10 protein-coding genes and 1 pseudogene are annotated in these 15,133 nt (G+C 43.8%); 1 reads left to right on the top strand and 10 read right to left on the bottom strand.

Annotation, left to right across the window (positions count from 1 at the left end; translation table 11 throughout):
- Positions 1-62: 62 nt before the first annotated feature.
- On the top strand, positions 63-437 hold the full coding sequence (locus tag EL84_RS13980; RefSeq protein WP_047842091.1) for a hypothetical protein: 375 nt from the start codon (positions 63-65) through the stop codon (positions 435-437).
- A gap of 42 nt (positions 438-479) precedes the next feature.
- Here EL84_RS13980 and EL84_RS13975 read toward each other — a convergent pair whose 3' ends face one another.
- The 10 genes and pseudogenes from EL84_RS13975 to EL84_RS30845 all read right to left on the bottom strand — a co-directional run bounded on the left by EL84_RS13975 (position 480) and on the right by EL84_RS30845 (position 15,095).
- Positions 480-1,064, bottom strand: a complete 585-nt coding sequence (locus EL84_RS13975) for a chloramphenicol phosphotransferase CPT family protein (RefSeq protein WP_047842090.1) — start codon at positions 1,062-1,064, stop codon at positions 480-482.
- Positions 1,065-1,108: 44 nt separating this feature from the next.
- Positions 1,109-1,459 (bottom strand): hypothetical protein, encoded by a 351-nt coding sequence (locus tag EL84_RS13970; RefSeq protein ID WP_047842089.1) that lies wholly within the window; start codon positions 1,457-1,459, stop codon positions 1,109-1,111.
- Between the two features lie 74 nt (positions 1,460-1,533).
- The gene (locus EL84_RS13965) at positions 1,534-2,115 is read right to left on the bottom strand and encodes a histidine phosphatase family protein (protein WP_047842088.1); all 582 of its coding nucleotides are present in this window, start codon (positions 2,113-2,115) and stop codon (positions 1,534-1,536) included.
- Between the two features lie 641 nt (positions 2,116-2,756).
- On the bottom strand, positions 2,757-4,592 hold the full coding sequence (locus EL84_RS13960) for a stalk domain-containing protein (RefSeq protein ID WP_047842087.1): 1,836 nt from the start codon (positions 4,590-4,592) through the stop codon (positions 2,757-2,759).
- A gap of 94 nt (positions 4,593-4,686) precedes the next feature.
- Positions 4,687-5,193, bottom strand: coding sequence for a BglII/BstYI family type II restriction endonuclease (locus EL84_RS13955; RefSeq protein ID WP_200904530.1), 507 nt, complete (start codon positions 5,191-5,193; stop codon positions 4,687-4,689).
- Positions 5,194-5,680: 487 nt separating this feature from the next.
- Positions 5,681-7,723 carry a B12-binding domain-containing radical SAM protein gene (locus tag EL84_RS13950; protein WP_047842085.1) on the bottom strand — a complete coding sequence of 681 codons (2,043 nt, stop codon included), beginning with the start codon at positions 7,721-7,723 and terminating at the stop codon, positions 5,681-5,683.
- A 1,072-nt stretch (positions 7,724-8,795) separates the two neighbouring features.
- Positions 8,796-10,676, bottom strand: a complete 1,881-nt coding sequence (gene recQ, locus EL84_RS13945) for a DNA helicase RecQ (RefSeq protein WP_017689902.1) — start codon at positions 10,674-10,676, stop codon at positions 8,796-8,798.
- A 355-nt stretch (positions 10,677-11,031) separates the two neighbouring features.
- A pseudogene (locus EL84_RS13940) lies at positions 11,032-11,342 on the bottom strand (Rpn family recombination-promoting nuclease/putative transposase); the annotation flags it as partial.
- A complete protein-coding gene (locus EL84_RS13935; RefSeq protein ID WP_235431613.1) occupies positions 11,321-13,072 on the bottom strand; it encodes an ABC transporter ATP-binding protein in 1,752 nt (583 codons plus the stop codon). The gene EL84_RS13935 and the pseudogene EL84_RS13940, both read right to left, overlap by 22 nt.
- Before the next feature lie 202 nt (positions 13,073-13,274).
- Positions 13,275-15,095 carry an ABC transporter ATP-binding protein gene (locus EL84_RS30845; protein ID WP_053061487.1) on the bottom strand — a complete coding sequence of 607 codons (1,821 nt, stop codon included), beginning with the start codon at positions 15,093-15,095 and terminating at the stop codon, positions 13,275-13,277.
- Between the last annotated feature and the right edge of the window lie 38 nt (positions 15,096-15,133).

The raw sequence follows: 15,133 nt of genomic DNA, 5'->3' as shown, positions 1-15,133 counted from the left end.
ATAAATCGATGCCCAATGAGTATTGAGACATCGATTCATATCATCTAATTATGAGGTGAATCATGAGTATGCGACCAAACATGAAGTTTAGCATTATTATTAGCGCAGTTATTATTGTCGTTGTTCCTATTATCATTGGATTTTATATGTTGAACAAGGTTGTCGATCCTGACGAGACAATGGTTACGAGAACTGAAGTTTCTCCTGAGCTTATTACTATAACAGGTGGATTTGCAGACAGTATTAGCAGATATCACGGCTACTACCTCTCACATCATAACAATTCACTTTTCATTCAGATTAAAGGCAGTAAACTTCCTATCGGTGGTAGTAAAGACTTCACAATTTCATTTTCTAATACTTATGGGAGTGTTGATGAAATCTACTTATTAGGTCCTGGCAGCAACTCTAAGAAAAAGATTTGGCCGAATCCCTAACTTTCATTGGAATGGATATCATATGATCTGACACAATCAGCTTCAGCCTCTTCTGCTTAACTTCTTAAATGCCGAGTATTCCTGATGGGACTTCATATAACTTAATATCTTATCCGCACATGCAGCTGAGCTAAGCTCTTCCGTATTCACTTCCAGGTCATATTCATCATAGGAGTAGATGTAGTCGAACTGGGAATGGGCAAGTCCAATCTCACGATCTCCCCTGCTCTGCTCTCTTCTGGTGAGTTCTTCTTTCGAGCAATGCACACCTACAAACAATATCGGATAATCCGAAAGCAAATTATAAAAATCGTTAAACCACTTGTCATTGCTGATGACCGTATCCACGATGACATTCAAACCCATTTCCGAAAACAGTTTAATGGTTGCACAGTACAACGAATTGATGGGGTCGAACAGGATATCGGTCATCACATGGTGTTCCACTTCTCTTGTTGGTTTCATATCTGGATATGTATTGTCGATAAACTGATCATAATTATGCAGAAATTGATCTACAGATAGATGATGAAACGGAATATCTCCCTGATTTTTCATTTCCATCGCAATGCTGGTCTTCCCCGAACTTGACGTTCCGTTCAAAAATATAATGAGTCCTCGTTCCATATTGATCACCCTTATCATTAAATTGGAAAACACTGTTATACCGTTTACCACTCTCTCCATTCTTCCGTAATATCTTCATCCTTCTGTATGTCTAATCCAGCCAACCTAGCCGCCTTGTCTATAAAATCAGCCAATTCTTCACGTTCCATCGTCTCAATAAAGTAACCATTGGCCTCATTCATTTCATTAAACCTAAGCACAACTTCTTCTACAGCCTTCATCATGCGCTCAGAATCTTTCGTTTCTTGTAATGCTATTAATTGGTGCAAATATGTATCCAGGGCTTGATCAGACTTGAGTAATCTCTCTTCTGTGAAGAGCTCAACTCCGCCTTCAATCATTCTCTCATTCCATAGTTTCGTTGGTTTTCCATGAAACAAGTTTTGTAACGTCATTGGAATCAAACCCTTCCATATTTAAGAATATCTATATTTTACCTGTAACCAAAATTATGAACAAGCGTTCTCACCTATTCAATTTCACCCCATTCGCTGCATAGCCTTGTCACGTTCTCTAATTCCATCTCGTCAAATTGTAATCGATAAATGTCCGGTTTCTTGGTTTGATTCATAAAATCCAATCCGTAACTCGAATCAAAGTAATTCATCATCAACGTCATTACATGTCCGTGTGTGCCGATCGCCACTTTTTTACCCTTGTATTCTTCTAAAATCTGTTTCAACACGCCCACTGCTCTATTCTGGCAAACCGTGTTCGACTCGCCTCCTGGCAATGCATAATTGGGGTCATCAAACATCTTCTTCGAAGCAGGCTCGAACTCTTCATCCGCAATCATATCATCTGAAAAATGCCTTTCCCGCAGATCCTCCATGATCTGAATATCTAATTCTAACGCTGCTGCCACACCCTCTAAGGTTAGAATCGCCCTGGCATAAGGACTTGAGACGATGGAATGTATTCCTTCATTCGTTAATATTTCCGTTATTCGTTCTGCATTCATCTTGCCCTGCAGGGTAAGCCCCCTCGTTCTTTCCGTTCCTTCCGTATACGATGACTCCGCATGTCTAACCATATAAACGATGGTCTTCATAGGACCCTCCTTGAATTTCTTTTATCAAAATTTATGGTCACGTTTTAGGTCCTTCAACTTATTTTGTCTTTCCGTTCCAAAAATCAATTACATAGTGCCATCATATTTTAGATCCTGAATTAATTCAGGATTGATAATTTGCTAGACAATTTAATTTACAATAATTTTCAGATATGTGTATAGTAGAAATGAAGCAAGATGCTTTCAAAAGAAGTTAAATCTAAGATCACCAGGAAATTGTTTTCGTAATATAACCCTCGCATCGCATTATCCCGCATCACATCTCCATGCAATGGTATCTAACTCTATTAATAGAGTATGTAATGTTTTAATTTCATTAGGCAAGACAGATATATCTATCCTCCATAATTACATATGCATCTGGAGCAGCATCTATCACTTTCTTGATATCTTCATGTTTCTTTCCTATAACTTTCCTGAATTATCTCTCTAGTAGCTATACATTAGTGCAACATAAGGATGCGTTTATTTTTAATAGAAGAGTGCCCCACTACAGCATTAGGTTACTAAAATTAACCTGTAAACTGTAAGGAGCACTATATCCAAACATTATAGATTCTAAGAAGATTTTGTAGTATGGTTCCAGTTTTATTATTATTCTTTTAAACTACTAAAATCACTTATGAATTGACCCATCTAAAAAAGGATACTTTTGTATGTTGGTAAGAATTTGCACGTATCGCTGGCGCATCATAATTACTCCATTCATTAAGATTAAATGAATTAAAATCCACCTTGATTGTGGGATATTTGTACCATGAATCAAAGTACCCTCCAGTAAACTTAACATTAGGATAGAGAGCTGAAAGCGTCATTCCAATCTTCTCCTGATGCTCTTTTAACTGCTGAAACGCTAGTGATCGTTGTTCTTCAGTAATTGAATTAGTGTGCTTTAAATCATAGTATTTTGAAAAGTTGAATAACGTTTTGATATCATAATCATATGGCGATGTCGTAAACTGATTTTTAGAAATTCTGAATTCAAAATTCATTTCACCTTGAGTTTCAACAGATACTCTACTAAAATTTTGTTCAAGAACCACGTTAAGCTCGTTTACACTTGGCATAGAACTGATGTTGGTTGGAAGTTTAAGCTGACTGAGATCGACTGCTTTTTTATCACTATCAGAGGTATCTTGCAGTTTAAACTGGGCTAAATTATTAGAATCATATCTTCCTTTGTATCTGAGTATCAATTGATCCAATTCTATACCTTTAGGTACACTATAAATTAACCAGCTAGATGTATCTTTCTTAGTTTCAAAATAATAATCAAATTGCGGTGTAGGGTAAGAACGTAATATTTGTCTCACATACCCATCCCCCTGAATATTGACCAAATTGAAATCACTATCCAGTGGAATATATTTTTGAGAGTCATAATCCAAATCAACCCGCACCATTATTGCAACATACTCTTTACCATCAGAAGGGGGTGAATTATAATATGCTGCTTCAGCAACTTTCTTCCATGCCTCTTCCCCTCTTAAAACTTGTTCCACTGTGATACCTATTGATTTTTTCAGGTTAGAACTTAGAGTAGTACTTACTGTTAAGGTTTCACCAGTCGCAGCAGGGTGTTTATCTGTGCTACCAGTTGTATTGTCACCTAAAGTTTTCTCCAAATATATAGCAATGTTCTCTGCCTTCTTTAAATTATCTAGAGAACTATATTTTTTATTAAATTCCACTTGTCTTTCAGCTGCATCTAAATAACTCAGAAAAGGTTTTACTGATAAATCTGTATAAGATGTAAGTAGTTTCACAACGTCTTCGGCTGAACTCATAATTGCAACTGATAGAGGAGTAGAATATAATTTATTTAATTGATTTGTTGATACCCCCTTTTCCAAAAGTAAACGATTAATTTCTACCGATGAAGCAAAAGCGGCTATATGTAAATAGTTATCTCCATTTTTATCTCTATACTGTAAATCAACACCCATATCAACCAATTTCTTAACCTTATCATAATCATCATTCACCAATGCACGAATCATTTTAGCATAATCAGTAAAAGAAAATAGCAATGTTGTATTATTAGATGAGTCCCAGGTCTCTAATTCAGCTCCAAATGCTAATGCAACAGACTTTACTGGGATATATATATTTCCTTCAATTAGCCGCGGACTTGCATCTAAATTTATGAATTTATTATTCAATACAGCTTTTTTGCTACCAATGGTTAGAATTAACTTACTTTTTTCTTTTTCAATTGTAAGTGTCTTATTTTTGGAGTTCCAGACATATTTTGCGTTCATTTTTTTCAGAACAGGTGTATATGGAGACATAATCACACCCTCAAAAATCTCAGGTCTCTGGCTGTTATAGGAAAGCTTTACCCCGTCAATTCTAATTTCTACGCTTTTGCTTTTGGCAATTGCCATACTAGGACAAAGCATTGCAAAAACCAACAATAACAAAAAACTATTCCTCATAATTCTACTTCTTTTCATACTAAAACTCCTTTCCATTCTCAACCTATAATTTATATACTTAAATCTTACCAATTGGTATTGCACTTGGCATGATAATCCACCATAAAACATTTTAACAATCTATACCTATTACATAAATCGGCACTTGAATTGCACTCTTATAATGAGGAAGATATTTAACTACCTTCTCAAAAGATAGGGATCCTTCCCAGTTATGATTGTATAGATTCTTCATAGTTCTCTGGAAATGTTTTGTTGTAACTATGTAAATACCTATATCGATCTTATTCAACCCTGAATACGAAGCAACCTGAAATTTCAATAAATCTATTCCAATAAAAGATGAATGTCCGAATTGAACCTCCACCCCTAGTCTATTTTTTAGAAAATCCATTTTGGTTGCTGGATCTCCTGCTTCCTCGAATAATGGTGGTTGGGAAATCCACATTCTTTCTTTAAACTCTATTTCTATCAATCTATTAAATCCTGGTCTAGATAGATATGATTCATCAAAATCGCTTTGTAAGATTTCTTCTATTTCTTTCTTCAAGCTCAAATTACTATTAATTACTTCTTCGGCAAATCTATAAGAATATGTTTGTATTTTTAAGTGTGACAATCTTATCTTCTCCTAAATGTACTAGATTAATAACAAGTTAAAACTAACAGATCTAAGCAAGAAGATACCGATGCACTGTGTTCGTTAAGTTCTTCCGGCAGTCGCAGTATACATCCAACATAATGAATCTAATGTCATTCTAGCTTTTTCAGCGAACTTAGCTACGAATTTGCACAAAATCTGAGTATAATATTATTTACTTTTACTTCATTGATTTAACAGTATATTATGACACCTAATTTGGTATTTCTTCGTAACCGACGCACAGTTGTTTAAAAGCTCTTCTTGGTATTCCTTTCCTTAATAAGTTATTGAATCAAAAACAAGGAAGGGGTTTATCCTCCATTTCGGTTAGTCCCCCTTCCGATGTTCTCAAATTATACGTACTCTTAGAAGAATACAAGTATGATGCTACGTCCCATAGGCTTACCACCTATTGGGGTTGCACCGCGTTAATGATCGCGGTGCTCTCCCTAGGCCGCTGCACCTACATGGCAGCGGCTTCTTCTCCCAGCGGCAGCGTGTAATACTGCGCCTGCTGCCCTTCATGCTGCTGGTACACAACGACCAGCAGCGTCCGGCCTTTCGCGGCAAGCGGGCTGGCGCCAGCTAGCACACGCTCAAGCCGGAACGGAAGCACATCCAATACGGTGTGCTTCTGCAGTTCCTTTTCGCCGAGACCAAGGTCGGCGAAAGCACGGGCACCCATGACCGTCTGTGCGGTCATGGCCGAGGTCATCGGCAACGCACGCGAAGCGTTGCCGTCCACCATGTCCGCCGCTCCATCCGCGGCGGACCCTGTTGCGTCGCCCGAAGTGAGCGACGCTTCACCCCCGGCTTCGCTGCCGATTACACCCGCCGCATCCGCGGCAGCGTCTTCCCCGGCAGCAGCCGAACTTGCCACAGCGGCACTCGGACCTGTGCCGCTGCTTTCGAGCCATGCCGTGCCTGCGGCACCGGCAACACGTGGCAGTCGAACGTCTTCCGGACGTTCAGCCAACGTTTTCATATAACCCGCCCACTGGTCTTTCTGAAGCGGATCTTCCCACCAGATTTTGCGTGGTTTGTATTTGTGCCCAAGGAAATAATCCAGCTTCATCAGGCCGAGCACGATATCCATATGCGGCGTATTCCGCGACTCCAGGAAGCTGTGCAGACGAGTAAACAGATCCTCCAGTTGGTGACCGATCTTCTGCCAGCCCTGACCTTCCCAGTAATCCCCAAACGCCTGGAAGAAATCAAACGGCGAGTTGAACTCCTGCTCCATCAGATACTTCAGCGTATGGTCCATCCGGTGTGCGTTCCAGTATTTCTCCAACACATCCTCCAGCCGCTTCAAGCGCACGATGTCACTGAACGGCAGTACATCACTGCCCAGAATCTCATACGGCGCGTGATCCATGTATGTGTAGTTATACTTCTCCGCATCCAGACGCAGACCCGTACCACGCAGCATTTTGAGGAATCCGAGCTGAAGCTCTTCCGGCCCCAGTGCAAATACATCGTTAAACGTTTTGCGGAACGTATTGTAATCTTCCTCCGGCAGTCCGGCGATGAGATCCAGATGCTGATCGATTTTGCCACTAGCTTTGACCTTGTTGACCGTACGGCTCAGCTTGGTAAAGTTCTGACGGCGTTTCACCAGTTCATTTGTCGGATCATTCGTGGACTGAACCCCAATTTCGAACCGGAATGTGCCCGGCGGCGCATTCTCTGCCAGATAGTCCAGTACTTCAGGGCGCATAATATCCGCCGTAATTTCAAACTGGAACACCGTCCCCTGATGATTCTCGATCAGGAATTTGAACATTTCGAGCGCATAATCCCGTTTGATGTTAAACGTCCGGTCCACAAACTTGATCAGCTTTGCCCCCTTCTCGATCAGGTACAGAATGTCCGACTTCGTCCGCTCAATATCGTAATACCGCACGCCGACCTCAATACTGGACAGACAGAACTGACAACTGAACGGGCAGCCCCGGCTGGTCTCAAAATAAATCACCCTTTTCCCAAGCTCCGGAATATCCTCTTCAAATCGGTGCGGTGAAGGTAGATCGTTCAGATCCGCTTTTGGCCGTCCTGGCATGAGAATGACTTCTTCCCCTTTGCGATACGCCAGTCCATACACGAAGTGGAACTTCTTGGTTCCTTCCAGCTCCGTCAAAAGCTGATGCAGCGTCTCTTCCCCTTCACCCATCACGATGAAATCCACATTGGGAATCCGGTTCATCCAATATTCCGTGTCGTAGGACACTTCCGGCCCGCCCAGCAAAATTTTCACATCAGGCATAACCTTCTTCAGATTATCAATGACCTTGATCGTCTCTTCGATGTTCCAGATGTAACATGAGAAACCAATCACGTCCGCCCCACGCTGATACAGATCAGACACAATGTTCATCACCGGGTCCTTGATCGTATACTCCGCCAGGTCAATATCAAAATCCTTCTCACTGTACGCCTTCAGACACCGCAAGGCCAAGGAGGTATGGATGTACTTTGCATTTAATGTAGAAAGAATAACCTTCATGGTTCACAACCTTTGCCTGGACACCCAGACCATATTTTTTTGGTAAAAAGAAAGCTGCACAGCCATCCTGCCCCGGATGCTGTTCATCTAAACCTCTTTTGAACTAGCCATTCCATGTCTCATGGACATATCCAACTTTTGTCTTTCAAAGAGTGGACACTCTTTTCAAAAAGACATAGACACCTCGCCAAACCCAAACCACAACATACAGTATAAAACACGCACCTCTAACCTACATGTTGTATACGATGCGGTCAGCCATTTCTAACGCAAATGTCCACCCTTTGAAAGACATTTCGCCACCATTTGTCCACTCTACAGAGACAAAATAATCAACTTCAAACTCAACTTCAACCTGTAAAAGACCTCAATCGTGTTCCATCCACAATTCGTTATCCCCATATTACTGCCTTGAGCCTTTAATCTCGAACCTCTACTGGACACTTCACCCATATCATGGAGAAGCCATCGAATTCTTCTTGAGCGTGTCTTCAAACTCAGGCAAGAGATACGTTGAAAGGATTCCCAAGGTCCAACCCCTATCCCAGCAACTGTAGCTTTAAACTCGGCCAAAAGATCGATCATTCCTTGCACCGGAGAAGATGGAACTGTCCAACGGATTGTGGAACAAAAGGATTGCACGGAGCAGGAAGATGCTGTGAATGAGAACACAGGCTTGCTAATCCTGGCGAATTGTCCAGACGATTTTCTAAGGAACCGAGGACGACTTATTTGGCCATCCGGTCCTCCTTTTATTTTGTAAGGAACATCAGACACGTTATTGACCAAAATCACCTGACAAACCTGCTGTAAACGGCTGTTTATCCTAATATAGCGAGTTTCAGATTCCTTAGATTGCTGTGGGCGCTTCAAATCCCTGAATAAGACGTCACAGGTTCGTTAGCACTTCCGCTCCATGTTCCGCCCCTGACACTCAATTGTGCTTCGGCTTTCGGCAGATTTCAAGATACCCTCTAGATACATATCTATCATCTTTTCATACATTGAGCTTTAAGCACATGAACTTCAAAGATTGGAAAGTGAAATTTAACAATTTATACTCATTTCACACTCACTCATACTCGTAAAACGCATCGTCATCCGTATCCACTTCTTCACCCGATTGCTTCTGGAAAAACTCCAGAAACGGCAGTCCGTACTTGCGGTACTTGACCTCGCCGACCCCTTTGATATCCAGCATGTCACGTTCTGTCTGTGGACATACCACACTCATCTCACGCAGGGTCGCATCATTGAAAATAATGTACGATGGTACATGCTCTTTCGCCGCCAGATCACGACGGATCAGACGAAGTTGTTCAAATACCGTCTCATTAACCGCAGATGGCATCGCATCGCGTCCGCGACGTCCGCCATAGTTCGTACCCGAAGCCGTCGCCGCTGTCTTGCGGACGACACGCTGCATCACTTCACGCTGGCCTTTGAGGACTTCCACCGCTAGTGGCTGCAAACGAACAACCGGATACTGCCCCTCGGACAACATCAGATATCCTTCGGATACCATTACGTTGATGATCTCCGATATCTCGCGCTCTGTCCGATTACCCATCACGCCGTAGGTTGGCAGAGAGTTGAAGCCATAATCAAGCACTTTTTTGGCACGGGAGCCTTTGAGCACCGAAGCGACCAGCGATACACCATACCGTTCACGCATGCGGTGAATGCAGCTGAATATTTTCTGTGCATCAATCGTCATGTCTACCAACTCGCGGTCGTCCGTACAGGAACTGCAAGTACCGCAAGGGGTATCGTCATGCACCTCACCGAAATAATCCAGTTGCGCACTGCGCAGACAACGCGTTGTGTAACAGTAATCCACCATCTGTTGCAGCTTCCGGTAATCGTTCTGTTTGCGGTCGCCCTCCATCGGATTCTGCTCAATCAGGAACTTCTGGGTGATAATGTCCTGTGCCCCGAATAACAGAATACACTGACTGGGCTCTCCGTCCCGGCCCGCACGTCCGGCTTCCTGTACATATGCCTCCATGTTCTTCGGCATGCTGTTATGAATTACGTAACGCACGTTCGATTTATCTATCCCCATCCCAAACGCATTGGTCGCCACCATCACTCGGATATCATCGTACAAAAAAGCTTCCTGGCTCTGGGACCGTTCATCGTCCGTCATGCCGGCATGATAACGTCCTGCGGGCAATCCCGCCTGCAACAAACGCTGATGCAGATCGTCCACGTCCTTACGGGTCGCGGCGTATACAATCCCTGGCTCGCTGGCATGCTCGCGCGCATAATTCAGGACAAAATCCTTCTTGCTCTCACCGCGCAGCACGCTAAACGCCAGATTATCGCGCCCCAGTCCGGTCACATACGTCTGCGGATCCTGCAAACGCAGCAGCCGCAGAATATCGCCCATGACCTCGGGCGTCGCTGTCGCCGTGAAGGCCGCAACCACCGGCCGCTCCGGCAAGCTGTCCACAAACGGCGCTACCGCCAGGTAGCTTGTCCGAAAATCATGCCCCCACTGTGACACACAGTGGGCCTCATCCACAGCAACGCATGAGATCGGCAAATAGCCCATCTCCTCGCGGAACCAATCCAGCTCCAGTCGCTCAGGCGCGACATAGAGCAACTTCAGCTCACCGCGCTGCGCCGCGCGGATCCGATCATTCACTTCTTTGCCGCTAAGTGTACTATTAATATACGCGGCAGCAATTCCGGCGGTCGTCAACGCATCGACCTGGTCCTTCATCAATGAGATCAACGGGGAAACAACAAGTGTCAGACCCGAATATAACAGAGCGGGGATCTGATAACAGATCGACTTACCGCCCCCAGTTGGCATAATACCCAACGTATCTTCACGTTCCAGCAGACTGGCTACAATCTTTTTCTGTCCCTCACGGAAGTCGGGGTAGCCATAATATTTTTGCAGGAGACCCTGCGCTTCTTCTAATGTAGGTGTTTGCACACTCATGTAAAGACTCCTTACTTATCACCGGTGTTTTTACACCAGCTTGGTCCGATCCGATTCTGACATCCGAAAGCGGCTCATATGCCGCATCCTTGACAACAAAATGGCGTTCTCATGACTTGTCCGTCAAGCAAACGCCGCTCCCTTTAGTTTAACGGCCCAGCCCCGAATGAGCAACCGCGTTTTACTGTAAAACGTTTGAAGCTTCTTCATTAAAATAAAACAACCGTCCTGCCCTAGTTGGACAAAACGATTGTTGTAAACTTTTATTCACAACCGACACACTCATATCACGCTAGTGTACCCGTACCCATTCATCTGGTGAAGCTACTATACCTTACAACTTTACAACTTCACTTTAATCTTTCAACGCCTCAACTTCAGACACAGTTAGACCACTTGTTTTGGCAATAACTGAAACTTCAATCCCAAATGAGAGCATATTTTTTGCAATCTCAATCGTCTTTCTTTTTCGCCTTCTACTAATCCCTTTTCTATTCCTTGAGCTATTCCCTTTTCCGTAGCCCACTCAATCATAGAAGCTTCGTCATGTAAATATTTCTGCCGCTCTTCATACAAACGACGTGCTTCCCGATCCTGACTCAAGAACTCCAGCGTATCCATTGCCTTCTTCAAAATAGGTTCATTCATGTTGTACCACCGCCTCTTGCATTCATGCGATAATACAATCCTTTCCTCTGCATCAGTTGTTCATGCGTTCCATCCTCGGCAATTCGACCATGTTCCATCACAAGGATGCGAGAGCACTGGCGAGCAACCTCCATTCGATGTGTGACAAGCAATCCTATGCTGCCTTTCATAAAGTTCAGCAAGTGATTCATTACGTTCTGTTCTGTCTGAATATCCAATGATGACGTTGGTTCGTCCAGAATATATAGATCAGATGACCTCGTAAAGAGTCTAGCAAGCGACAGTCGCTGTTGTTGGCCTCCAGATAGATTGGCCCCTTTCTCATGCAACATTGCTGCGTATTGTCCTTCCTGTGCCTCTATATATTCATGCAAACCTGCCTGCTTTGCCGCAAGCTTCACTCTGTCCAATGTAACGTCTGAACTCAGACGAATATTATCTTCAATCGTTCCTGTAAAAAAAGTAGGTGTCTGCGGCATATACGTGAGTTTGGACTGGTCACCCATTTCTATATAATCTGCAACATGTTTATTTCCCAGTAATATGCTTCCGTTTGTTGGCTCGATCAACCCCGCACACACTTGGCACAGTGTAGATTTGCCAGCACCACTGGCGCCAACTACCGCAACCAGTTCACCAGGAACCAAATTAAGCGTAAGCTGATCCAGAATCTTTCGACCACTTTCTTCATCGGTTACCGTAACCTGTTGAAGACCTAGCATAGCAATTTCGTTCTCTTTTTGTGCCCCTTTTTGTGTATTCCCTTGATCTTGGTTACAAATTCCCTGTGTAAGCTCCTCGTATTTAGTATTAGATGCGTCTGTCTTCTTGTTCTCCGCCAATTTCAACCATGCAGAGATACGTCCAAATGCACCCACGCTGGCTTGCATCTGACTCCACTGGCTGGACAAGCCGAGTACTGGCCACACCACCAGTTCAAACAGCAGACTACTTGCAACAACCATGCCCGGAGACAAAGTTCCCCTAGCCGCTGACAAAGCAATAAGGAACAACGCTGCCAATTGAGCCAGACCAAACACCGCCATCGCCACGTTATCCGACATGCTCAGGGTCATCTGTAACTTGGCCTGAACACGATTCAGTGATTGCTGTTGTGTTCGAAATCGTACGAGAAACCACGGTGAAGCATTATACATCTGAATCACCGGTATCCCTTCAACATACTGTTGGATCTGTTCTTGGGACTCGCCTTCCCTGGATTCGACCTCATCGGACAGATGTACAATTCGCTGATCATATAACCTCGCCGTGAACCAGATTGCCCCTGCACTTACCAAGGCAATAACTGCAACCCATGCATCTGCTCTGTACAAGTATCCCAGCGATAGAGCAATGATGAATACAACCGTAACACCCTCTGCAATAGCCTCCACAACTTCTGAACCATGCTTCGTGTCTTCCTTGATACGAAGCATCACATCCCCGGACTTCTGTCTGCGCACCCAGGAATAGGGCATCCGGTTTAACAGTTTCAACAGATCCATGGACATATCCCGTTGCATCGATTCCTTGAGCCATACCAGAACATAACGATGCATCGCGAGCAATACGATAAACCCTGCCAGAATGGCGATAAAGATCAACGCTGTAGCGTTTAACTGCTCCTGTCCCCCATCATGAATAGCATCCACGAAGAATCCCTGTACAAAGGCAAGTCCCCAATCAAAGACCGCATCTGCGGCGATAAAAATGAGCAAGATCGCTACAGCTAATCCATAAGGCTTCATCCAGCGAAAAATAACGGGCCACACCGTTGCCAATGATACAGCTTGTTTTGGGTCATCTGGAACATCACTTTCGTTCATCTGATGATGAGCTTCATTTTCGATATTTTCTATTTCATTATTTTCATTTATCTCATATGCTCCGCTTTTCTCATGACTGCTTTTCATTTCAACGTCATCGGTATATGCTGCATCTTCGATCTTGTTACTCATGCTGTCCCTCCACTTCCGTATCCTGCTCCGCAATATAACTTCGATATCCGTTTGGACGATCCAGCAATTCACGATGAGTCCCCGTATCTTCGACGCGTCCCTTCTGAATATAGATGACCTGGTCCGCCCGTTCTATCAGCGATAATCGATGAGTAACGGCAATAACCGTTGTGCCTTTGTCAGCAGTGATTCTTGCAAAAAGATCATTCAACCGTTGCTCATGCCACGGGTCTTGAGATGACGTCGGTTCATCCAACAATAGAATATCCGGATTCCTCAGCATCGCTCTGGCTAAACTAATACGCTGAAGCTCACCACCCGACATCGTCCCGCCTTGTGGCTGAAGCTCTGTCCCATAGCCGAGCGATTGACGCATAATCGCGTCATGTGCATGTGTCATGTGGGCCGCGACCTCTACTTGATCGGCAGATACCCCCTCTTGTCCAAAAACAATATTCTCTTCCACTGTTCCTGTGAAAATAAAGGCTTGTTGCGGAACATACACCTGATTGACATGCCCTGTCTGAACTTCGTGCATATCCTTCAGTGAATTCTTCTGATTCATGACCTGGATCGAACCAGTAACAGGTCTATCTAATCCAGCTATCAATTTCAATAACGTGGTTTTCCCGCATCCACTTGGCCCCGTGATTACAGTAAGCTTTCCTTTCTTGGCCTCAAAAGAAATATCCGTTAACACTTCTTCTTGCTCCGCATACCTATAAGACACATGCTGCACGTTGATGCCAGCCGGTTTAGATTGTTTTTCAAGCTGGCCTAAATGCGTATCGGACCGTACATATGTATTTGTACCGGTATTAGCAACCGTGTTCTTTCTCTCCAAATCCAGCACTTCAAAGATTCTGGACGCATGAGAAGCCGAACCAATAAAATCATTCCACAACCCAGATAACGATTCAATCGGACGTGTTAACTGACTGCTTGCTACCAGAAAAGCTGCCAGTCCTCCTACATCCATATGTCCATTCAGGACCTGCATGCCGCCTAGATAGAGAATCAGAATCATGCCACCATACGTGGAGACCCGTCCGGCTGCTTCCGAAAGTCGTTGTAACACAGATACGGACATTGTATGTCTGAACACTTGATCCATTCGACCTTTAAATTGATGGTGTACATAACCCGCGAGTCCGTAACTTCGAATCTCAACTGGGGCTTGGATGATTTCAGTCAGTATCTCATCTCTTAACGCTGCGCTGGCATTCAACTGATCATGCCGTCTTTGTAGACGTTTACCAAGTCCTACCGTTACAAGAGGATAGATCAATGTGAATGCAATGATAGCCAACGACAGCGGCAAGTTCACCCAGCTGAAGTAAGCAAAGGCAAGAATCAGCTGAATGATATTTTTCGCGAGTTCAATGCCATGTTGGTTGATCCCCTTCTGTGCTTCCTTAGCTGAAGTCCAGATCCTAGAGGTTAGGTCACCTGTATGATAATGTGCCAGATCGCGTGTCTCTGTGTTGCTAAAGGATGAGAGCAGTAGAGACTGCACAGACAATAATGTCTTTTGCTGGAATAACGTCTCGACCCTCGTCATGAATGCGGTTACAATCAATCGTAATACTACAATGCTAACGCCTATGATCAAACCTGAGTAGAGTAACGAAAACTGTGCTTCAGTCGCGCCTTTGACCAGTCTTCGGATCGATTCCAAATAACCGACCTCAATCAGGGAGACCATACATGCGGCGAAAAGTAACAGAATGATGAACATACGGTACTTGCCCGTTAGTGTCCATAATCGAGTTAACATGCCTAACGTTGTATAATTTTTTTTGTCAGCAAACATGGATGCTTTCTCCAATCTTGTCATTAAATTATGTACTT

The sequence above is a fragment of the Paenibacillus sp. VT-400 genome, assembly GCF_001029205.1.
In the GTDB taxonomy this organism is placed as follows: Bacteria; Bacillota; Bacilli; order Paenibacillales; family Paenibacillaceae; genus Paenibacillus; species Paenibacillus amylolyticus.
Note: the sequence above shows the minus strand (reverse complement) of the source record. Positions and strands in the feature narration are given on the sequence as shown.